The organism is Schaedlerella arabinosiphila (assembly GCF_003885045.1).
Lineage (GTDB): Bacteria > Bacillota > Clostridia > Lachnospirales > Lachnospiraceae > Schaedlerella > Schaedlerella arabinosiphila.
Genome location: NZ_RHJS01000002.1, coordinates 4,061,839 through 4,083,895, shown reverse-complemented (window position 1 = coordinate 4,083,895; position 22,057 = coordinate 4,061,839). Strand labels below are relative to the sequence as shown.

Below are 22,057 nucleotides of genomic sequence, written 5' to 3'. Positions count from 1 at the left end.
CAGCCTTCCGGCAGGAGACCGTAAGTATTTGTATCGACAGCCTTCCGGGTTTATGCTATAATGGACATCGTTGAGGAGCAGATAAAATGCCGGAGATCCGGCAGGACTAAGATAAAGCAGACACCCGTTTTTTACGGCGGCGGCCGGGACGGAATTGGAAGGGGAGGGGTAACAGACGTGAAGGAAACGGTGGAGTTATCCAAGCAGCAGCAGAAATCAAAGGAAACCAGGGAACGCATTTTCCGTGCGGCGAAGCAGATTTTGAAGAAGAAGGGCTACGACGAGCTTTCCATCAAGAATATCTGCGAGGAGGCCGGGGTTTCCAACGGCAGCTTTTATCATCATTTTAAGACAAAGGATGATCTGCTTTCTTATTATATTGAAGAACAGCCGAGCATCAATCCTGCGCTTTTAGAACTGCCCCGCAATGCGGACGAGGCGAAGATCGCGATTGTCAGGGTGTATCTGAACTATGTGGCTTACTGCAGGGAGCTGGGCGTAGAATTTATGTCAGGATATTACAATCCAAAGAATCAGGCGCTGAATGCCGCCATCAGGACGGAACGGCCTTACCCCATTGTGACCGTGCAGGCATATGTGGAAAAAGCGGCTCTGGCCGGGATCATCCGCCTGGGCGTGGAGATCGAAGCATTTACCACGGATATCCGCATGATCGTCATCGGCAACGTATTTGAATGGTGCCTGCGCAATGGAGAGACGGATTTTGAGGGAAATATGCGCCGTTCTCTCGGAAAATATCTGGACAGTACAATTTTTTAGGACGTTTACAAAGGATCAGGATACTGGCAGGAGGTGTCCCATGGAATATATCTTCATTGTAAATCCAAAATCGCGCTCCGGGCGGGGAGGCGTGGTCTGGAAGCTGGTCGAACCGGAACTGAAGAAGAGAAGGATTGAGTATCAGGTTTTTTATACCCGGCATGTCCGCCACGCGGCCGAGATCACGGCCGGGATTACCGCTGACGGCCGGGAGCACACGCTGGTCGTGGTAGGCGGCGACGGAACGGTAGATGAAGTGGTGAACGGCATCCGGGACTGTTCCAAGGTGACCCTTGGGTACATACCGACCGGTTCCGGCAATGATTTTACACGGGCCCTTCATCTGCCTTCGGACACACGCGGGGCGCTGGATACGATTTTGGACAGCGGCAGGCCGGTTCCTATGGACGTGGGGAGGCTTGACTGCGGAGAAAGTGCCTGGCGTTTTGCCGTCAGCGCGGGGATCGGTTTCGATGCCGCGGTATGCCACAAAGCCGAGGGTTCTTCTATAAAAACGGTTTTGAACAAACTGGGGCTTGGCAAGCTGACCTACCTGGTGACGGCGCTGAAATGGATTCTCTCGGAACGCCCGGAGGAGGCGGAGCTTCGGATAGAGGGAGAGTATATCCGCAGGTTTGAGCATACATATTTTATCGCGGCTATGAATCATCCTTATGAGGGAGGCGGATTCTTTTTCTGCCCGAAGGCGCGGATCGACGACAGGCTGCTGGATGTGATCGTCGTATCAGAACTTCCGAAATGGAAGATCCTTCTTCTGCTGCCCACAGCGTTTTTTGGAAAGCATGTGCGCTTTCGGGGGATCTCGATTTTCCGCTGCCGGGAGATCGAAGTAAAGACGGGAAAAAGGCTTCCCATTCATACGGACGGGGAACCCATCGCCTGGGGAGATACGATCCGGGCCAGCCTGGAGCCGGAACAAATCCGGGTGATTGCGCCGCCGCAGGAGTAAAAACAACGGGGCGTCCGGCCTGGGAAAAATTACAATATGATTTTGAAGAAATTATATGAATGTTTTGTAAACTTCCTTGTTGTTATGGTGGAATCGTGCTATAATCGGGAGAATGAAAAAAATACTCTTGAGAAAAAGGTACAGGGGGATCATCAATATAAGAGGGAGCGTTTCATATGACATGGAGGGAGAGGACGGCAGAACTGCTGAAAAAATATAAGCACGGATGGGTATTCAGCTATTTTCTGATCTATATACCCTGGTTTTTATATCTGGAGAAGCATGTGACCAGGAATTATCACGTGATTCATGCGGCGATTGACGATAAGATTCCGTTTATCGAATATTTCATCGTGCCGTATTTATTGTGGTTCGTATTTATCGCGGCGGTGATGCTGTATTTCTTTTTTACAGATAAAGAAGGATTTTACAGGCTTGCAAAGCTGATGTTTACAGGGATGACCATTTTTCTCATTATATCCACGCTGGTTCCCAACGGGCTGAACATCAGGCCCTATTCTTTTGAACGGGACAACGTGTTCGTGGATATGGTGAAGCTTTTATACCGGGCGGATACGCCCACCAACGTGATGCCCAGCATCCACGTATATAATTCGCTGGCAGCGTGTATTGCGGTCAGCCGGAGCAGGAAGCTGCAGAGCAATAAGCCGGTCTGCGCCGCAACGTATATACTTGCCGTGCTGATCATACTGGCAACGATGTTTCTTAAGCAGCATTCCGTGATCGACGTGGCGGCTGCCATAGTCATGGCTTACATGCTGTATCAGTTCTTCTATGCGCCGGAGGTACGCAGGTATTCTCAGAGAAGGCCGGCAAGGGCGGCGATGCTGCAGAATAAATAAACAGGATACATCTTTACAGGGAGGAAAAAGGAACGATGGAAAAGACAATGTTGACAGGAGACAGACCTACCGGTAAGCTGCACGTAGGACATTATGTCGGCTCTTTGAGAAGAAGGGTGGAGCTGCAGGAGTCCGGAGGGTTTGACGATATATTTATTATGATCGCGGATGCCCAGGCATTGACGGACAATGCGGACAATCCGGAAAAGGTGCGCCAGAACATCATCGAAGTGGCGCTGGACTATCTGGCATGCGGTCTGGACCCGGAAAAGTCCACGCTGTTCATCCAGTCGCAGGTGCCTGAGCTGTGCGAGCTGTCTTTTTACTATATGAACCTGGTGACTGTATCCAGGCTGCAGAGGAATCCTACCGTGAAGTCCGAGATCCAGATGCGTAATTTCGAAGCAAGCATCCCGGTCGGTTTTTTCACGTATCCGATCAGCCAGGCGGCGGATATCACTGCGTTTAAGGCTACCACGGTGCCGGTAGGGGAGGATCAGCTTCCCATGCTGGAACAGACGAAGGAGATCGTGCGGAAGTTCAATTCCGTGTACGGGGATACCCTGGTGGAGCCGGAGATTTTGCTGCCGGACAACCAGGCTTGTATGCGCCTTCCGGGAACCGACGGCAAGGCAAAGATGAGCAAGTCGCTGAACAACTGCATTTATCTTTCCGAGGAACCTGAAGAGATTAAGCAGAAGGTGTTCAGCATGTTTACAGACCCCACCCATATCCGTATCGAGGACCCGGGCAAGCTGGAGGGCAATACGGTATTCACCTATCTGGACGCGTTCTGCAGGCCGGAATATTTTCCGGAATTTCTGCCGGATTATACAGACCTGGAAGAGCTCAAAGCGCATTATAAGCGGGGCGGCCTGGGCGATATGAAGGTAAAGCGTTTCCTCAACGCGGTTCTGCAGGCGGAATTAGAGCCCATCAGAAAGCGGAGAAAGGAATATCAGAAGGATATTCCGTATGTATATGAGATCCTCAGAAAAGGCAGCGAGAAGGCGGAGAAAAGGGCTGCGGAGACATTGCAGGATGTGAAGGCTGCGATGAAGATCAATTACTTTGACGACGCGGAGCTGATCAGCAGCCAGACAGAACGGTTTCGGAATCAATAAAATACAGTATGCTGTTCCAGAACAGTACGGCGCGATTGCCGCGCTGCATATAAAAAACGGAAAATCTGCGGGGGCGCGGGTTTTCCGTTTTGCAATATCATAATCTAAAGTATGTTCATCGGTTGGTATATCGGGGAAAATTTCTGCAGAATAAAAAAACCACAGAATCATAATCCGTGGTTTTTTAAAACGTGCGATAGAGGATTCGAACCCCCGACCTTCTGGTCCGTAGCCAGACGCTCTATCCAGCTGAGCTAATCGCACATACTTGATGAAGCCGCTCACAACACATATTAGTATATAGTATAGGAGCGGCTTTGTCAAGATCAAAATGAAATAAATTTAGTTTTTGCACATGGCATATGTTGCTGTTCACACAGCGCCGTGCACAATCGCGAATTTATTTTCCGTCTGTCATCGGATTCGGAAACAGGTGTCTCGGAATACCGTCTACCATGACAGGTGATACATCGCCCTGGATCAGAGGACGTACATAGTTCACAAACTCATCTGTCACATAGTCCGCGTCTTCATTCATCCATGCTCTTGGAACAAGCTTCTCGTCGTTGGCGATCTTATGAACGTCCTTTACTTCTGTTCCGCTCTGATACGGGTCGTCAGACAGACGCTGGATGACAACCATCTTGCCGCTGTCTCCCTCGTCCGCAGCTTTTACCGCAGCGCCGCCTACCTGGTAAGCTTCCAGGATGTCCACACGGGAAGCGCAGTGGGAAGCGGATCTCTGCAGGGTGCTCAGCTCAATGGCACGGGACTTGCAGCCGATATCCCCGGCAATATAGCTTGCCAGATAATTGGCAGTACCGGAAAGCTGCTTGTGGCCAAAGGCGTCAACAAAGTCGATGCTCTGTCCCAGCTCGCATACATAACGTCCGTCGTCCAGACGGATTCCTTCGGAAACAGCGATGACAGCGGATGACTTTTTCGTCAGGATCTGTCTTACCTTGTCGCCGAACTTCTGGATATCAAAGGCAACCTCCGGAAGATAGATCAGATCCGGTCCGGAGCAGTCCTCCCCTTTTGCAAGGGCAGCGGCGCCGGTCAGCCAGCCGGCATTTCTTCCCATGATTTCGATGATGGAAACCAGACCCTTGGAGTATTCCAGACAGAAGCTGTCGCGGATGATCTCCTTCACGGATGTGCCGATGTACTTGGCCGCGCTTCCGTATCCCGGCGTGTGGTCTGTCAGGGCCAGGTCGTTGTCAATGGTCTTCGGGCAGCCGATAAAACGGGTCTTGAATCCGGTGATGATGGCATAGTCAGATAACTTCTTGATCGTATCCATGGAGTCATTGCCGCCGATATAGATAAATGCTTCGATATTGAGCTTTTCCAGGATCTCAAAAATCTTGTCGTAGACGTCTCTGTCCTCGTGGATTTCCGGCAGCTTATAACGGCAGGAGCCGAGAAAAGCGGCAGGCGTCCTCTTCAAAAGCTCTGCATCCAGCTCCGTGGTGATATACTCAGATAAATCTATATACCGTTCCTGCAGCAATCCCTGGATTCCGTGCAGCATTCCATAGACCTTTCCGGCCCCGCGGTCCTTAGCGGTGCGGTATACACCGGCGAGACTCGAATTGATAGCGGCAGTCGGTCCGCCTGACTGACCGACGATTACATTTCCCTTCATGATATAGTACCTCCGTATGATTTGATAAAACTGACCATGCTTCTGCCAAGCACTGATCAGATACGCGGAATCTCATCCGCTCTGCAAAAAAACTACAATTACTAGTTTAGTGTATTTTTTGTGTTTTGTAAAGAAAAAATAAAAAGTGCTTGCAATTTCCTGAAAAATAAAGTATCATACTATTACTCTGATTCCAAATCATTTGATCATCTGTTTTATCAAGATCAGTTCTGGTTTAAGTTTTCAATGGATTTTCATGAAAATTGACTGTCAATATTGTAGAAAGGAGTGGATGCACCAATTGTAAACCATTATGACGTTTTAAAATTTATAGAGCATGGAGGACGCTGCCGGCCGGCAATGGACTATGTCCAGGGCGAACTGCTGATCTACAGGCTGAAACACAGCAGGGAGATAGAAAAGACGCTTCTGTTTGAATGGATGCGCGAACTGCTCCATCAGATCGAACAGTTCCACAGATGCTTTGGCAGCCAGGGTTACCGTTATGTGAATCCGTACAGTGTGCTGGTGACGGCGGACGGAGGGCTTCTGCTGCTGGACCTGGAGGCGGAAAGCAATGAATTTGTCCTGCGGAATATGCAGAAGCGGGCCATGCGGGATCATTTTGTAAAACCAATCGTTCAAATCAGGGAGAATACGAAACTTTCCCTGGATCTATATGGTTATGCCAAGACCATACAATTCATACTGGCTAACGTACACGTTGAGCCTTCATTAACAAGCCGGGAAGAAAACCGGTTGGAAAAGATCATTGACAAATGTCTTTGTAAAAATTCTAAGAAACAATATGAAGATTTAAAGCAGATTCAGAGAGACCTTCCGGCGGTACGCAGCCGCGGCCGGAAGCAGGGAAAAAAGTTACCGATCTTATGGCTGCTCATCCCCGCCGCGGCAGTCATCCTGGCAGTATCATGTTTATATTTTGTCAGAAAACGGGAATCAGAAGAGCAGGCAAGGAAGCTGCTGGAACAGGCGGAGGGGCTGGGAGCAGTACTGCAGGAGATGCAGGAGCAGGTTGTTGAGGAAGATCCGGAGACGGAAGGAGGGATACACAATCCGGACGGAACAGAGGAAGAAGCAGAGAGGGAAACAAAAATACAGGGGAGCAAAGCGTATCCCCAGGACGGAATGAAAGAACTGGAAGACCATGTGGACGCCCTCCAGGAATATGTACTCCAGAATACGGCGGAGGACAACCGGGAGATCATTGAGCAGGGAGAAAACCTGAAAAGGGAGCTGTTCCGGTATCTGGCCGCTGCATATGACCGGGAGGAGATGAAGGAGCAGGCTCTGGAAGCCTATCAGATCCTGTGCGGGACAGAGATTCAGGAAGAACTGCTGGAATCCGCGTATCTGAGACGGATCACGCTGGAGACGGAGAGGAATAAGGAGACAGCGCTTGCCACAGGAAAGGAAGCGCTCTCGCGTATACCGGATTCGCAGCCGCTGGCCGAAAAGGCGCTGGAGATCCTTGCGGAGATGGAGGATATGACCGGGGAAGAATACCGGAAGGAACTGGAGACGCTGGAGGGCTTCTATCCAGACTTAAAGAGCCTGGAGAGTTATCACAAGCTGGAAGAACAACAGGATTCAAGGGCTGACGCGGAGTAAGGCCGGATTCTGGCCGGGAACGGTGCCTGCCCTGCAGGCGGAAACCAGAATCCGGGGCTTCTCCAGAGACAGCAGAAGGAGGAATTGAAGATGAAGATAAAAATGCATCTGCTGGGGACAGGCATTGCGGTGCTGTTTTCAGTATATGCGGTTACGGCCTACGCGGGCCAGGGGATCAGACAGCACAGAAGATCGGCGGAACTCATCATGCCGGAGATCCGGTATGATGAGCCGGACGGCAGCCAGGGCTATTATAAGGCCGGCCCTGAGATCCGGATCATCCACAAACAGCCAGGTGCGGTTACAAGGTATGAATTTGCGGCAGCAGACAATACGAGACAGGAGGGGATGCTGGAACTGATGGAGGGACAGCCGGAAGAAAGCGTATATCTGGCGGGAGATCTCTTTAAGGACGGAGAGAACACACTTCGGGTATGGATGGAACAAGTGAGCACAGGGCCGGATCAGGACGGCCCGGAAGGGAGCGGAACAGAAGGAAACGAAACAGAAGAAAATGATTCAGAGGGAAACGGAGCAGAAGAAAACGATTCAGAGGAAAACAAAGCAGAAGAAAACGATTCAGAGGAAAACAAAGCAGGAGAAAATGATTCAGAGGAAAACGGAGCAGGAAAAAATGATTCAGAGGAAAATGGAGCAGGAGCAGATGAGACAGAGGGAAATCATTCGAAGAAAAACGGAGCAGGAGAGAATCATTCAGGAAAAAATGAATCAGCAGAAATGGGTCTGCTGGGGGAATCGGAACAGAATCCAGGTATGGAAAAACCAGAGGATCAGGATACCGGGAATCGACCGGAAGTGCCGGATACGGCAGTAAAGGATGATCCCGCGCCTGTACCGCCCCCGGAGCCGGAAATTGTATTTGAAAAGGAATTTCGCTTCCAGGTGGATATGACAAAGCCCCAGAAGGTTCACTTTTCTTACAACAACGTAATCAGGGACGGCGTGATTATGTCAAACGGGCCTGTGGAGCTGACCGTAAAGAGCACGGACGAAGGCAGTGGTATGGAGGCGATCTATTATAAGGCGGGAGACGGCATTGAAGGGGTGCTGAAAGGGGAGAGCGGAAGCATCCTATTGAATCCCGGCTTTCAGGGAAAGGTGGAAGCTTACGCGGTGGACAAAGCAGGCAATTATTCGGAAACCGGGGTATCAGAGAAGATCCTCTGTGAAGACCGGCCGCCGGAGCTGCAGGTGGAAGCAGAGGGTGGGATGGATGCCTGGCATTCCGGGCCGGTCAGTGTCTACGTAACGGTGTCAGATCCGTCTTTGAGTTCCGGGCTACGGTGCCTGAAGTGCTATGCCGGCGGCGAACTTCTGGTGCATAAAGAGAACGATTTTAACACAGGTGCGGACCGTATGGAGGCCGGGTTTACCGTGGAGCTTCCGTCGGAAGGCGGAAACGGGATACCGGTGGTCGCTGAAGCACAGGACTGGGCGGGCAATTACCGGTCGGAGAGCAGGCTGGTCTACATCGACAAGACTGCCCCGGACATTCGGAGCGAAGGCATCCATGACCAGATGATCACAGGAACGCCGGTCACAGGGAAGATCCTGATCCGGGAGGAAAACGACCTTGCCCTGGGCAGGATGGAGGTCTGGAAAGTGACTTCAGAGGAACAAAGAGAACTGTTGGAGGAAAAAGAACAGATGCCGGAGCCTTTTACAGGTGCCCGGGAACTTGAATGGGAGGTTCCTCTGAAGGAGGACGGAACCTATGAGATCCATGTGACGGCAAAGGACAGGGCGGGTCATGAGAGCAGCCAGGACAGCCAGGTCATTGTGGATCAGACCAATCCGGTCATACGCTATGTGGATCAGATGCAGGGCGTATATGTGCCCTATTTCCAGTGGAACTACGGAAAGGATGAGGTGGTTGCAGACGATACGGAGTATTCTTATGAGATCACCCTGGACGGAGCCTTCTACACCACGGGAAGAAAGATCACGAAAGAGGGTGTGAGAATGCTGCAGGTCAGGGCAGAGGATGCAGCAGGAAACGAATCCACGGCGGAGGCGGTGTTTTGGATTGACCATACGCCTCCCAGAATCCGCGTCTCTGATGTAGAAGACGGAAATTCCTACGAGGAGACGGCAGCGGTCAGTATATCGGTGGACGGGAAAGGAGAATATCTCAAAGAAATCCTGGTGAACGACGAAAAAATGAGACTGGAGGCAGACTGCCGGATTTTCACCCGCTCTTTTCAGGAGCCGGGAGACTACCACATCCGGATTGCGGCAGAAGATCTGGCAGGAAACCAGGAGGAGGAGCAGGTGACGTTTCGGATTGAAGAACAGAAGAAGCTCTCAGGCGGCGTTTTGAAGCCGATCACCAGGATTTTCAGGAATACGGATACGCCCTCTGCCGGGAGTACAAAGACAGAGGATACAAAACAGGAAAAAAGCCCGGCGGTGCTGTGGCTGACGATCTGCTTCCTATTGGCGGGATCGGCCTGCCTGGTGAGAAAATATACAGTGAATCGAGGTGGCGGCCATGAATAAGGAAAGCAAAATAATACGCGGGATACTGCTGGGCTTCACTGCGGCGGGCTTTGGCGTGGCCGCGGGAATCTATATCCGGCAGATATACCGGTCTGTCTCGAATACGCAGGCATTTGTGATGCTGTCGATGCTTGTGATGCTGCCGGCGCTGCTGACGGCTTATCAGAAAACAAGGCTGGCTACGGAAAGGGCAAGGGCACAGAGCGAATTTCTTTCCAACATGAGCCATGAGATTCGGACTCCGCTCAACGGACTGATCGGGCTGAACCATATGATGATGCTCAATATTGACAAGGCGGAGCAGAGGGAGCAGGTCAAGGACTGGCTCCGCAAATCCTACGGTACGGCCAACTATCTGCTCTCACTGGTAAATGACGTACTGGACGTATCAAAGCTCCAGGCAGGCAAGGTGGATCTGGTCATGGAACCGGTCATGCTGGAAACCATGCTGGACGCGGTCTGGTCCATGCAGCATGACAATATCGTAAGCCGGGGTGTGGAATTTGCGGTGGAGAAGGACATTTTCGAGCCTTGCATAGAGACTGACGGAACCAGGATGAAGCAGGTGCTGATGAATATTGTCGGAAATGCAGCCAAATTCACGCCGTCAGGCGGACGGATCACCCTGTCGGTGAGCCAGAAAAGGATTGATCAGAACCATGTGGAAATGACTTACCGATGTGAGGATACCGGGATCGGCATGAGCGGAGAGTTTCTTGAAAAGATCTTTGAACTGTTCAGCCAGGAGCCGAACCCCTCTTCCCAGGGGGTGAAGGGCACCGGCCTGGGTATGCCGCTGAGCCGCCTGATCGTGGAGGCGATGGGCGGAACGATCCAGGTGGAAAGCAGCGAAAACGTGGGGAGCATATTTACGGTCATTGTCCCGTCCGCCGTTTCCGAAGCACCGCCGGATTACCGCGCCAGGCTTCACCAGGAGGACAGGGCCGGGAGAGACGAAGGAGCGTATGTACTTCGGGACGGGAAACCGGCCAGTATCCTGTTGGCCGAGGACAACGAGCTGAATGCCGAAATCCTGCGGGAAATCCTTACGGAGAGAGGCTTTCGGGTCGTCCATGCCGAAAACGGAAAAGAGGCGGTAGAGCTGTTCCGAAAATCGGAACCGGAAGAATTTGACATCATATTGATGGATATGCAGATGCCGGTGATGGACGGATGCACGGCATCCAGGGAGATCCGGGGGCTGGACAGGCCGGATGCGGGAAAGGTTTCGATTTTTGCATGTACGGCCAATACATTTAAGGAGGATCGGGACCGGGCCATGGAAAGCGGTATGGATGATTTCCTCTCAAAGCCCATTGACGTAGGAATCCTTCTGAAAAAACTATCAGGAGCCGAAACACACATATAACGGCAGACAGGTTCATATACATAGAAGCAATAGGTTCATGGAAGGTGAGCTCATGTCCTGTATTGCTTATGCCGTCCAGTCTCTGCAGAGGTTTCTGTGGAGCATGCCCATGCTTGTGATCCTGCTGGGTACACACATTTATTTTACGGTCCGCCTGCATGTCATCCAGAGAAAGATCCCCCAGGGAATCCGCCTTAGTGTTATGGGGACGGACCAGAGCCGGAAAAAGGGGGAGGCTCCCAGGGAAGACCGGGAGTGCCGGGGAGGTAATGTGTCTCCGTTTTCCGCCCTTGCCACGTCCCTTGCCGCGACCATCGGAACGGGAAATATCATCGGGATCTCCACCGCGGTGGCCATCGGGGGGCCGGGGGCAGTGTTCTGGTGCTGGATCACCGGCGTGCTGGGGATCGCCACCTGCTATGCCGAATGCTATCTCTCCGTGCGGTACCGCATGATACAGGAGGATGGGACATACCGGGGCGGCCCCATGTATGTGATGGAGCATGTGCTGCATCAGAAAAGCGCCGCGGTTCTATTCGCCTTTTCCGTGATCCTGGTGTCCCTTGGGATGGGCAGCAGCGTGCAGTCCCATTCCATCGCGGCGGCGGTTCTGGAGCAAAAGGAGATGTCTTCGCAGGTGATCGGCATTACGGCGGCGCTTCTGACCGGAATCGTGATCCTGGGAGGGGCGAAACAGATCGCAGCAATCTGTACCTGGCTTGTCCCTTTCATGAGCCTTTTTTATCTGTCAGGCTGCTTTCTGCTGATCTGGCTGAACCGGGACGTGCTGCCGGAGGCTCTCTGGGCGATTTTACATTCCGCCTTCTCCTCCCGTTCCGTCGTCGGCGGGGCAGCAGGCACGGCGGTTATGACCGGAATACGGGCGGGGATTTCCAGGGGGCTTTTTACCAACGAGGCAGGACTCGGTTCCATCCCCATGGCCGCGGCGTCCGCCCATACCGGATCGCCCAGGCAGCAGGGGCTTGTATCTATGACCGGGACATTCTGGGATACGGTGGTCATGTGCGCAATCACGGGAATCGCCGTGGTCAGCAGCATGGTCAAAAGCCCGGAGCTTTTTTGCCATGCATCGCCCGACCGGCTCTGCTTCCTGGCATTTTCCCAACTGGACGGCCTGTTCCAAAACGGCGTGTCAGGCCTGCGTATCCCGGGAGGTTTTTCTGTGGACGGAAGCCTGGTGCTGTCGGCAGCATTGGTTTTGTTTGCCTTTGCCACCATCATCGGCTGGAACTTTTACGGGGAGTGTGCGGTCCGGTATCTGTGGGGGAGTAAGGGTCTGAGACAATACCATATCCTGTATATATCTGCCGTATATCTGGGGGCGGTTCTGTCATTGGATCTTGTGTGGACAATGTCCGATTTATTCAATTCCTTTATGGCAATTCCCAACCTGCTGTGCCTCTGGATGCTGCGGGAGGTGGTCATAAAAGAAAGATAAGGCTTGTCTTGTACCTGCGGATGAAATCAGTTATACTAAGGAAAGACAGTAAAATAAAGGAAGAATAGTAAAATAAAAGAAAGCAAGCAACAATCTGGAAAAAAATAAGCAAATAGCAGGAAGATACAAAACAGGAGAGAAGAGATGCTGCAAAAGAACCTGACAGGAAAAAGAACATTTTATGAGCGGATTTTTAAGCTGGTGCTGCCGATCGTCATTCAGAATCTGCTGAGCTCTGCCGTCAGCTCGGCGGACGTGATTATGCTGAATTATGTAGGGCAGTCGGCCATCTCTGCCGTGTCGCTGGCGTCCCAGTACGCCAATATCCTTTTTATGGTATTTTACGGGCTGGGTACGGGCGCCACGATACTGTGCGCCCAGTATTATGGCAAAGGGAACCTGGAAGCAATTCAGGTGGTGGAGGGAATCGCGCTCCGGTTTTCCACGGTGATCTCCGTAGTTTTCTGCGGAACTGCCCTGCTGGTGCCGGACATGCTGATGCGGCTTTTCACCAACGACGCGGAGCTGATCGCGGTGGGCGCCTCCTATCTGCGGTTCATGAGCGTGAGCTACCTGTGCTGCGGAATCGCGGAGGTCTACCTGGCCATCCTGCGCAGCGTGGAGCAGGTGGTGATCAGTACGGCCCTCAATGTACTGGCGTTTTCGCTCAATATCATCCTGAACGCAGTCTTTATCTTTGGACTGTTCGGAGCGCCCAGGCTTGGAGCGGCGGGAGTAGGGCTTGCCACCTCTGTTTCACGGCTGGTTGAGCTGATCGCCTGCTTTGCGGTATCCAGGGCTAAAAGCACCATCAAGCTGAATCTCCGCTATATGTTTGTGAGCAATCGGCTGCTGTTTAAAGACTTTGTAAGGCTTTCTCTGCCTGCTCTGGGAAACGATATCGTATGGAGCGTGGCATTTGCCATGTACTCTGTTGTCATGGGGCATATGGGGACGGACGCGGTGGCCGCCAACTCCTTCGTGGTGGTGGTCCGCAATTTCGGAACCATACTGTGCTTTGGAATGGCGAATGCAGGCGGGATTTTGCTTGGAAATGTGATCGGGGAAAATAAGATCGAGGAGGCAAGGGACGCCGCGAAAAAGCTTATGAAGCTGACCGTGATCTCCGGCGCTGTCGGAGGGCTGATCGTGATAGCGGCAATGCCCATTGTCCTGAACTATGCGTCATCCTCCCTCAGCGCCCAGGCCATGCACTATCTGAAATATATGCTGTGGATCAATACATATTATATTATGGGGGCGGCAGTCAACACGACGCTGATCGCAGGCGCGTTTCGGGCGGGCGGCGACAGCAGGTTCGGATTCATCTGCGATACGATCGTCATGTGGTGCTACGGGGTGCCGCTGGGCTTTTTGGCTGCATTTGTCTTAAAGCTGCCGGTTATGTGGGTCTATTTCCTGCTCTGTACCGATGAATTTGCAAAATGGCCCTGGGTGCTCAGGCATTACCGCAGCGGAAGATGGCTGAACAACATCACACGGGACGAACTGTTCCAGAAAGAATAGCAGCCGCCCGGGGCAGTAGTACTCTCCACATGAGAAACAGGATTCCCGCGCCAAAGACAGTCATGCCGATATAGAGGAAGATCACGGTGAGGTTGCCCAGCCAGGGAACAAGATCGGAAAAGACGATCTGCTCCATAGGATAGTCCGGATTGATATAAAACATATTGATGGTTCCGAAGCGTCCGCAGATCTGGTTGATGGATGCGGCTGCCGCGCAGCAGAGCAGATAAAAAACAACGGCTCCCGCATAATCCCTAAAGCCCGGAAGGGAGCCGGGCATCTCAGAATAGCGGGCTGCGGCCGCCAGGATTCCGACCACGATCAAAAGCACGTGCCATGCATAAGAATGAAACGTCAGCGCTCTCAGAGGATAATGGAGCCCGCTGGTGTCGGCAAATACGGCGATTCCTCCGAGCAGCCCGAAAGTCATGAGGAAGCTAAGGAAGGTATTGCGCAGCAGGGGACTTTTCGTATATGGAAGAAAGGGCAGGATATACATGGGGATACTGCACAGATGAAAGGGGAAGTACCTCCACTCATAGGAGCCGTGATTCAGGACAAAGGTGAGACATGCCTGCTTCCAGACCTCAGAAAGAAGCATGAGAAGCCCGCAGGCCAGAAAAAATCTGCCGAAGCGGAGCGGGGAGGCAGACGATGCCGAAAAAATTCGATTCATAATATAGTCTCCTGTATCAAGTATATCGTAGTATAGTATTTACAGTTCTTTCACACAAATGCATGGAAAAAACGGCTGTCTGTAAAAAGAATATCAGCACTTTTTGGCTCTTGCAAGCATATAAACCAAAAATTTCCATATTTTATGGTCTTTTTTGCATGAAATTGTAGAAAAAATATAGAAATAATTGTATAATAGAAAACACGTTACTATTTATTATGAAAGAGAGGGTTCACTATGAAGCAGAATAATATGGTAGCAATGATTTTAGCCGGCGGCCGAGGGTCGCGGCTGCACGATCTGACCAATAAAGTTGCCAAGCCAGCCGTTTCATATGGCGGAAAGTACCGTATCGTGGATTTTCCGCTCAGCAATTGCGCGAACAGTGGGATTGATGTTGTCGGAGTATTGACCCAGTATGAGTCCGTATTGCTGAACAGCTATGTTTCCATGGGCCGCCGGTGGGGGCTGGACGCCAAGGGCAGCGGGGTCTATGTTCTGCCGCCGCGTGAAAAAGCGGACGCGAATCTGGATGTATACCGCGGAACCGCGGATGCGATCTCGCAGAATATTGATTTTATAGATACATACAGCCCGGAATACCTTCTGGTGCTTTCCGGAGATCATATCTATAAGATGAATTATTCCAAGATGCTGGACTACCATAAAGAAAACAAGGCGGATGCTACCATCGCCGTGATCGAAGTGCCCATGCGGGAAGCCAGCCGCTTCGGTATTATGAATGCCAATGAAGACGGCGTGATCTACGAATTTGAGGAAAAACCGGAAAAGCCCAAGAGCAATCTGGCTTCCATGGGAATCTATATCTTCGACTGGAAGCAGCTTCGCAAGCTCCTGGTTGCGGATATGAAGAATCCCGATTCGAATCATGACTTCGGCAAGGACATCATCCCCACGCTTCTGAACGACGGCAAGAGGCTTCTTGCGTACAAGTTCAAGGGATACTGGAAGGATGTGGGAACCATCGACTCCCTGTGGGAAGCAAACATGGATCTTCTGGATAAAAAGAATGAACTCGACTTAAGTGACCCTACCTGGAAAATTTATACAGAAGATGTGACAACCCTGCCCCATTATGTAGGAGCAGATGCGGATATCAAGCGCGCCTTTATTACACAGGGCTGTGTGATTGAAGGAGAAGTGAAAAATTCCGTATTGTTTACCGGAGCAAAAGTAGGCGCCGGAGCAAAGATCATTGACAGCGTGCTCATGCCGGGCGTAACAGTAGAAGAAGGCGCGGTGGTAACCCGCGCGTTGGTTGCGGACGGAGTGAAGATCGGAAAAGAGGCTGTCGTGGGAAGCGCGGACAGCGAACATATCGAGCTGGTTGCGAAGCGTGTAAAGGGGGTTGAATAATATGGCAAAAGCATTTGGTATCGTGAATACATCCGGAAATCATATATGGGTTGAGGGATTGGAGAATCATCGTACGATTGGAGCTTTCTCTTTCCTGGGAAGATATCGTGTGATTGACTTTCCGATTTCCAATTTTAGCAACAGTGAGATTGAACAGATCAAGGTCTTTGTCAGGAGAAAACCGCGTTCACTGATCGATCATCTGGGAACCGGGCGGCATTACAGCATCAATTCCAAGCGCGGAAAGCTTCAGGTGCTGTTTTCACAGAACAGTTCGGACAATGACATTTACAATACCGATATTGCGGCATTTTATGAGAACATCGACTGTATTGAAAGGACGCATGAGCAGTATGTGATCATCACGCCGAATTTTATGGTATTTACACAGAATTTTGATACCCTGCTCCAGACGCATATCGAATCGGAGGCGGATATCACGATGCTGTATCATTCCGTAGACAATGCGAAAGAGATGTATCTGAACTGCGACCTTCTGAACCTGAACAAGCAGAAGGGTGTTCTCTCCATTGAGAAGAACCGGGGAACCGCAAAGAACAGGAATATCTCTATGGACACTTACGTGATGAAGAAGGAGCTGTTTGTAGAGCTGATTAAAAAAGCAAGAAAGATCTCCTCCATGTATACGCTGGCGCAGATTGTAAACAAGGAATGCGAAGAACTGGATATCCGGGGAGTGGCACACCGGGGATATTTTGCAACGATTACGGATTTCAAGAGCTACTATGACGCGAACCTGTCCCTGATCGACGGCAAGACGGCAGCCAGCCTGTTTGACGAGGACTGGCCGATCTACACACGCACCAACGATTCCAGCCCGACACAGTATTTTGAGGACAGCAGCGTGAAGTATTCGGTTGTCTCCAACGGATGCCTGATCGAAGGAACCGTGGAAAATTCCGTAATCGGCCGCGGCTGCGTGATCAAGAAGGGCGCGGTTGTGAAGAACAGCGTGATCCTTCCGGGCGCGCTGATCGGAGAAGGCGCGCACATCGAGAACCAGGTTGTGGATAAGCGTGCAAAGATCATCCATGCAAAAGAGGTGGTCGCGGCGCCTGAGAAGCCGGGATATGTACGCAGGGAAGATACACTGTAGAATAGATTGAGCATATAAGTAAAATAATAAAGGGATGTCCGATGCTGCGGCAGGGACATTCCTTTTTCTGTTTACATGATGATAAAAAAATTATATAATAGGATAGTCTTTCGTATGATAAAAGGAGGGCGGCTGTCGCGGAAGGTACGCCCTGCAAGAGAAAGTTGAGTGATGAAAGGGGAAGACTTGATGAAGCTGGATCTGATCAATGGGAAGCCGGGGCGTTCCATGTTTCTTTTTGCCCTGCCGATGATCATAGGAAATCTGTTTCAGCAGTTCTATAATATGGCGGATTCCGTGATCGTAGGAAACCTGGTGGGTGAAGAGGCTCTGGCAGCCGTAGGCGCTTCCTACTCTTTTACGACGGTGTTCATCATGGTGGCCATCGGCAGCGGAATGGGGGCTTCAGTCCTTGCAAGCCAATATCTGGGCGCAAAAAAATACCGGGAAATGAAAACCTCGATCTACACGTTTCTGATCGCATTTGGGATGTTCAGCGTGCTGATGGCTCTGCTCGGTTTTTTCGTGAACCCGGCAATTCTGCGCGCATTGAAGACTCCGGATAATATTTTCGCGGACGCGGTGCTGTACCTGCAGATTTACTTCGCGGGGCTTCCGTTTATGTTTATGTATAGTATATTGTCCGCAAATTTCAACGCCCTGGGAAAATCCCAGATACCGCTGATACTTCTCATTTTTTCCTCAGTACTGAACGTGGTGCTGGATCTGTGGATGGTAGCCGGACTGCGGCTTGGCGTGGCAGGCGTCGCCATTGCCACGGTGATTGCACAGGGGGTATCCTCCGTGATCTCCTTTGTGATACTGATGCGGCTGCTGAAGGAGTATGAGACAGAAGGGGCGGTGAAAAAGTTCGACTCCGGGATGTTTGCCGGCGGGGTGCGGATCGCTGTTCCATCCATTATACAGCAGTCCATCGTCAGCATCGGAATGCTGCTGACCCAGTCTGCGGTAAATCAGTTCGGGTCGTCTGCCGTGGCAGGCTATTCCGCCGGAATGCGTCTGGAATCGGTGTGTGTCGTTCCCATGATCGCCAGCGGAAACGCCATGTCCACATTTACCGCCCAGAACCTGGGTGCAGGAAATACGAAACGAGTGGGGGAAGGCTACCGCGCCGCGTTCCGCATTGTGATAGGCTTCGGCGCAGGGCTGATCCTGATCTCCCAGTTTTTTTACGGGCCCATCATTTCCATGTTTGTCAGTGCGGCAGAATCCCCGGAGGCATTTTCTACCGGGACGGCTTATCTGAAGTTTACGGGATGGTTCTTTGCCTTTCTCGGCTTCAAGTCGGTGACAGACGGAGTCCTGCGGGGGGCGGGGGATGTGAAGGTCTATATGATCGCGAATCTGATCAATCTGGGAATCCGTGTATCGGTGGCGCAGCTCTGCTCCCCGGTATTTGGGATTCAGTTTGTCTGGTATGCGGTGCCGTTGGGGTGGTTTGTGAATTTTGCCATCTCGTACCTGTGGTACCGGACGGGGAACTGGAAGGAGAAAAAGCTCATTGAGAGCTGATGAGGGAGGAAGTACAAAATGAATCACAAATTAAAATACAATGTTCTGCTGATGCTGGCGGCCCTGATCTGGGGCAGCGCGTTTGTGGCCCAGAGCGTGGGAATGGATTATCTCGGCCCCTTTTCCTTCAACTGCGTGCGCAGCTTCATGGGAAGCCTGGTGCTGCTTCCGGTCATCTGGTTCATGGATCGGCAGAAGAAGGAGAAAGAACAGGATGCCGGAGTGAAGCCGGCGGACGCAGAACACAGAAAAGAAAACCAGGCCGCGGAAGGGGAAAACGCCCGAAACGGTAAGATTCTGCTGACGGGAGGTTTATGCTGCGGGGTGATTTTGACCCTGTCCACCTCCCTGCAGCAGATCGGCATACAGTATACAACTGCGGGAAAAGCAGGATTTATCACGGCGCTGTATATCCTGATCGTCCCTCTGCTGGGGATCGTGCTGGGCAAAAAAGTAGGAACCAAAACCTGGATCGGCGTGGGACTGGCAGTGCTGGGAATGTATCTGCTGTGCATCAAAGAAGGCTTTTCCATCTCTTACGGGGACTTTATGGTCCTTCTGTGCGCGGTGGTCTTTTCCCTGCATATCCTGGCGGTGGATTATTTCTCGCCTAAAGTGGACGGGATTCGCTTATCCTGCATCCAGTTTTTTGTATGCGGGTGCATCAGCGCGTTTCCGATGGTGCTGATGGAGCAGCCCCACCTCAGCCAGATCCTGCAGGCGTGGCTGCCGCTGGCCTATGCGGGCGTTCTCTCCAGCGGCGTGGCCTATACCCTGCAGATCATCACGCAGAAGCACCTCAATCCCACGGTGGCCTCCCTGCTGATGAGCCTGGAATCCGTATTCGCAGTGCTGACCGGATGGCTGGTTCTCAAGGAACGTCTCTCAGTAAAAGAACTGCTGGGGTGCGTCCTGGTATTTGCGGCCATCATATTGGCGCAGCTTCCGCAAAAGCAGAAGGAAAAGCAATCGTAACTATCTGGAAGCCCCGCCCTTTGCCTGTAAACGTTCTACGATCTCGGGAAATTCCATCATATGGGAAGCTTTGACCAGGATGGAATCCCCCGGCTTTAACAGGCGGTCAAGCTCCGCAAAAAATCCCTGTTTATCTGTATAGTGACAGACCTCCGGGGCTCCTGCTTCCCGGGCTCCGGCAGCGATCTCCTCCGCCATCTCTCCGATACATATCAGAATCTGAATCCCAAGCTCTGCAGCGTACCTTCCGACTTCCCGGTGAAGCGCCTTCCAGTTGTCCCCCAGCTCGCCCATATCTCCCAGAATCGCGGCGGTTCTGGTATCTGCTTTTGCCAGAACATCCAGGGAGGCTTTCATGGAGGCAGGATTGGCGTTGTAACAGTCGTCAATGATCACGAAGGTGTCTGTCTCGATAAGGTGGTTGCGCCCCGCAAGGGGAACCAGGGCTTCGATCCCTGCCCGGATCTCCGAATCCGTCAGTCCCAGGAGACGTCCGACAGCGGTTCCCGCCATGGCGTTATGAACCATGTGGCTGCCGGGAATGGAGATATGCGCCGAAAATCGGGAATCAGGTGTGACAAATTCCGCATCGGTTCCGCGCAGCCCCTGATCCACCACCTGCTCCGCCCGGAAGCTGCAGTGTTCGCCCAGGCCGAAATAGACAGGCTGAAGCCCGTTTTCCGGGGTATAGGTACGGAGCTTGTCATCATCCCCGTTGAGCAGGATCTGTCCGTTGGGATTCATGAAAGCAAACATCTCAGTCTTGGCCTTCAGGATGCCGTCCCTGTCCTTTAACTGCTCCAGGTGGGCGCAGCCGATATTAGTGATGACGCAGATATCCGGCCTTGCGATCCTGGCAAGCCTTGTCATTTCTCCAAAATCACTGATCCCCATTTCCAGAACCGCAACCTCATGCTCTTCCCGGATGCGGAACACGGTCAGGGGCAGACCCACTTCATTGTTGAAATTGCCCTCCGTTTTCAGAACCCGGTATCTCTGGGAGAGTACGGAGGCGATCATCTCCTTGGTGCTGGTCTTTCCCACGCTGCCGGAGATACCCACCACCCGGATATCCAGGGAACGGCGGTAATGCTCTGCCAGGTCTTTCAGCGCCTGCCTGCAGGATTCCACCAGGATATAGGGAAAAGGAGCGTCCCCTAAATCCCGTTCAGAGAGGGCGCACAGGGCGCCGCTTTCCATGGTCTGAGGGATCAGGTCATGTCCGTCAACCCGGGCCCCTTTGATGGCGATGAACAGGCTGCCCTTTACCACCTTCCGGCTGTCGATGGTGACGGAGGAGACTTCCACGGCTGCAAGTGCGCTGTCTCCATGATAGACTCCGCGGCATGCGCGGGTGATCTCGGCTAAGGTCATGTGCTTCATAGGGATTCCGTCCTTTCTCCTGCGTACCGCTCTTCCAGCGATTTTTTGATGATCCACTCACAGAGGTCCCCGTATTCTATGCCGGCGGCTTTTGCCTCCTTGGGCAGCAGGCTGGCCTCGGTCATGCCGGGCAGGGTGTTGACCTCCAGGCAGTACAGCCGCCCCTCCTCGTCCAGCAGAAAATCCGCCCGGCTGTATACGTTCAGCTTCAGGACGTGGAAGGCGCGTACGGCCAGCGCTTTCATGCGCTCGGAGATTTCTTCGCTGATATTGGCAGGGCAGATCTCCTCGGTTGCGCCTGCCTGATACTTGTTTGCGTAATCGAAAAATCCCGTTTTGGGGATGATCTCAATGGGCGGCAGCGCGTTTCCGTCCAGGATTCCGCAGGCAAATTCCCGCCCTTTGATGTACTCCTCAATGACCACCTCATCCTCCTGTTTAAAGGAAGCGGCCAATGCGCTGTCGTACTCCTCCTGGGTATGGGTGATGTAAACCCCGATACTGGAACCGCCGGAACAGGGCTTTACAACCACGGGAAGGGAGAGCCCCAGGTCATCCAGGGACTTTTTATGCTTATTCTTATGGATGCAGACGCCCTTTGGGGTGCTCACGCCGTTCTCCTGGAAGATGTGCTTCGTGATCCCCTTATCCATGGCGATCGCGCAGCCCAGGGAATCCGGCCCGGTATAGCGGATGCCCAGCAGGTCAAAGGTGGCCTGCAGCTTTCCGTTTTCACCTTCTCCGCCGTGAAGTCCCAGAAACGTCATATCCGCCATGCGGCACAATTCGATCACATTGGGGCCCAGAAAACAGTTCGACTGATCCGGGCGGGAAGCCTTGACAGCCGCCAGGTCAGGAGCCTCGGTGTGGATGCGGTCCACGATCTCCAGTCCGTGTCCCGGCAGGGCAAATACCTCCTCCAGACGATTGGGGTCATAGGGAAAGCCCATGAATACATCCATCAGAAATACATCATGGCCCTTTTCCAGCAGTGTGCGGCAGATACCCGCGCCTGATACAAGGGAAACATCACGCTCGGGGCATAAGCCGCCGGCCAGTACAATAATTTTCATAAACGCTACCTCGCTTTACTTGATAACCAAT

The 22,057-nt window shown here is 52.2% G+C and carries 17 protein-coding genes and 1 tRNA gene; 13 read left to right on the top strand and 5 right to left on the bottom strand.

The genetic code is table 11. The features are described 5' to 3' along the window. Positions 1 to 177: 177 nt before the first annotated feature. The 4 genes from EBB54_RS19350 to trpS all read left to right on the top strand — a co-directional run bounded on the left by EBB54_RS19350 (position 178) and on the right by trpS (position 3,737). Positions 178 to 780 (top strand): TetR/AcrR family transcriptional regulator, encoded by a 603-nt coding sequence (locus tag EBB54_RS19350; RefSeq protein WP_004074910.1) that lies wholly within the window; start codon positions 178 to 180, stop codon positions 778 to 780. A gap of 40 nt (positions 781 to 820) precedes the next feature. Next, complete coding sequence (locus EBB54_RS19345; protein ID WP_125128611.1) at positions 821 to 1,750, top strand: diacylglycerol/lipid kinase family protein; 930 nt, start codon at positions 821 to 823, stop codon at positions 1,748 to 1,750. Between the two features lie 176 nt (positions 1,751 to 1,926). Then, positions 1,927 to 2,613 carry a phosphatase PAP2 family protein gene (locus EBB54_RS19340; RefSeq protein WP_004074914.1) on the top strand — a complete coding sequence of 229 codons (687 nt, stop codon included), beginning with the start codon at positions 1,927 to 1,929 and terminating at the stop codon, positions 2,611 to 2,613. Positions 2,614 to 2,648: 35 nt separating this feature from the next. After that, positions 2,649 to 3,737: a tryptophan--tRNA ligase gene (gene trpS / locus EBB54_RS19335; RefSeq protein ID WP_125128610.1), complete on the top strand. Its 1,089-nt coding sequence runs from the start codon at positions 2,649 to 2,651 to the stop codon at positions 3,735 to 3,737. 190 nt (positions 3,738 to 3,927) lie between these two features. On the opposite strand, the gene EBB54_RS19330 is transcribed toward trpS, so the two are convergent. Both EBB54_RS19330 and EBB54_RS19325 read right to left on the bottom strand, forming a co-directional pair. Continuing rightward, positions 3,928 to 4,001: transfer RNA gene (locus tag EBB54_RS19330), tRNA-Arg, on the bottom strand. A gap of 136 nt (positions 4,002 to 4,137) precedes the next feature. Continuing rightward, positions 4,138 to 5,385, bottom strand: coding sequence for a 6-phosphofructokinase (locus EBB54_RS19325; RefSeq protein ID WP_004074918.1), 1,248 nt, complete (start codon positions 5,383 to 5,385; stop codon positions 4,138 to 4,140). Positions 5,386 to 5,673: 288 nt separating this feature from the next. On the opposite strand from EBB54_RS19325, the gene EBB54_RS19320 reads away from it, so the two are divergent. From EBB54_RS19320 to EBB54_RS19300, 5 genes are all read left to right on the top strand, one after another. Beyond that, a complete protein-coding gene (locus EBB54_RS19320) occupies positions 5,674 to 7,017 on the top strand; it encodes a hypothetical protein (protein ID WP_243127732.1) in 1,344 nt (447 codons plus the stop codon). A gap of 90 nt (positions 7,018 to 7,107) precedes the next feature. Beyond that, positions 7,108 to 9,537 (top strand): hypothetical protein, encoded by a 2,430-nt coding sequence (locus EBB54_RS19315; RefSeq protein ID WP_125128609.1) that lies wholly within the window; start codon positions 7,108 to 7,110, stop codon positions 9,535 to 9,537. Next, positions 9,530 to 10,906 (top strand): response regulator, encoded by a 1,377-nt coding sequence (locus EBB54_RS19310; protein WP_125128608.1) that lies wholly within the window; start codon positions 9,530 to 9,532, stop codon positions 10,904 to 10,906. The genes EBB54_RS19315 and EBB54_RS19310 overlap by 8 nt, the downstream gene beginning before the upstream one ends. Positions 10,907 to 10,958: 52 nt before the next feature. After that, the gene (locus tag EBB54_RS19305) at positions 10,959 to 12,365 is read left to right on the top strand and encodes an alanine/glycine:cation symporter family protein (RefSeq protein ID WP_125130905.1); all 1,407 of its coding nucleotides are present in this window, start codon (positions 10,959 to 10,961) and stop codon (positions 12,363 to 12,365) included. Positions 12,366 to 12,509: 144 nt separating this feature from the next. After that, complete coding sequence (locus tag EBB54_RS19300) at positions 12,510 to 13,892, top strand: MATE family efflux transporter (RefSeq protein WP_125128607.1); 1,383 nt, start codon at positions 12,510 to 12,512, stop codon at positions 13,890 to 13,892. Here EBB54_RS19300 and EBB54_RS19295 read toward each other — a convergent pair. Continuing rightward, positions 13,861 to 14,568 carry a TMEM164 family acyltransferase gene (locus tag EBB54_RS19295; RefSeq protein ID WP_125128606.1) on the bottom strand — a complete coding sequence of 236 codons (708 nt, stop codon included), beginning with the start codon at positions 14,566 to 14,568 and terminating at the stop codon, positions 13,861 to 13,863. The two genes, EBB54_RS19300 and EBB54_RS19295, sit on opposite strands and share 32 nt — an antisense overlap. Positions 14,569 to 14,805: 237 nt before the next feature. On the opposite strand from EBB54_RS19295, the gene EBB54_RS19290 reads away from it, so the two are divergent. The 4 genes from EBB54_RS19290 to EBB54_RS19275 all read left to right on the top strand — a co-directional run bounded on the left by EBB54_RS19290 (position 14,806) and on the right by EBB54_RS19275 (position 19,570). Then, on the top strand, positions 14,806 to 15,945 hold the full coding sequence (locus EBB54_RS19290) for a glucose-1-phosphate adenylyltransferase (protein ID WP_125128605.1): 1,140 nt from the start codon (positions 14,806 to 14,808) through the stop codon (positions 15,943 to 15,945). Position 15,946: 1 nt separating this feature from the next. Next, positions 15,947 to 17,062 carry a glucose-1-phosphate adenylyltransferase subunit GlgD gene (gene glgD, locus EBB54_RS19285; RefSeq protein WP_125128604.1) on the top strand — a complete coding sequence of 372 codons (1,116 nt, stop codon included), beginning with the start codon at positions 15,947 to 15,949 and terminating at the stop codon, positions 17,060 to 17,062. A gap of 171 nt (positions 17,063 to 17,233) precedes the next feature. Beyond that, entirely contained in the window at positions 17,234 to 18,595 is a 1,362-nt protein-coding gene (locus EBB54_RS19280) for an MATE family efflux transporter (RefSeq protein WP_170178136.1), read from the top strand. A gap of 18 nt (positions 18,596 to 18,613) precedes the next feature. Then, positions 18,614 to 19,570: a DMT family transporter gene (locus EBB54_RS19275; RefSeq protein ID WP_125128603.1), complete on the top strand. Its 957-nt coding sequence runs from the start codon at positions 18,614 to 18,616 to the stop codon at positions 19,568 to 19,570. Here EBB54_RS19275 and EBB54_RS19270 read toward each other — a convergent pair whose 3' ends face one another. Both EBB54_RS19270 and EBB54_RS19265 read right to left on the bottom strand, forming a co-directional pair. Further along, a complete protein-coding gene (locus EBB54_RS19270; RefSeq protein ID WP_125128602.1) occupies positions 19,571 to 20,953 on the bottom strand; it encodes a UDP-N-acetylmuramoyl-tripeptide--D-alanyl-D-alanine ligase in 1,383 nt (460 codons plus the stop codon). Beyond that, positions 20,950 to 22,026, bottom strand: a complete 1,077-nt coding sequence (locus EBB54_RS19265; RefSeq protein WP_125128601.1) for a D-alanine--D-alanine ligase family protein — start codon at positions 22,024 to 22,026, stop codon at positions 20,950 to 20,952. The genes EBB54_RS19270 and EBB54_RS19265 overlap by 4 nt, the downstream gene beginning before the upstream one ends. Positions 22,027 to 22,057 lie beyond the last annotated feature (31 nt).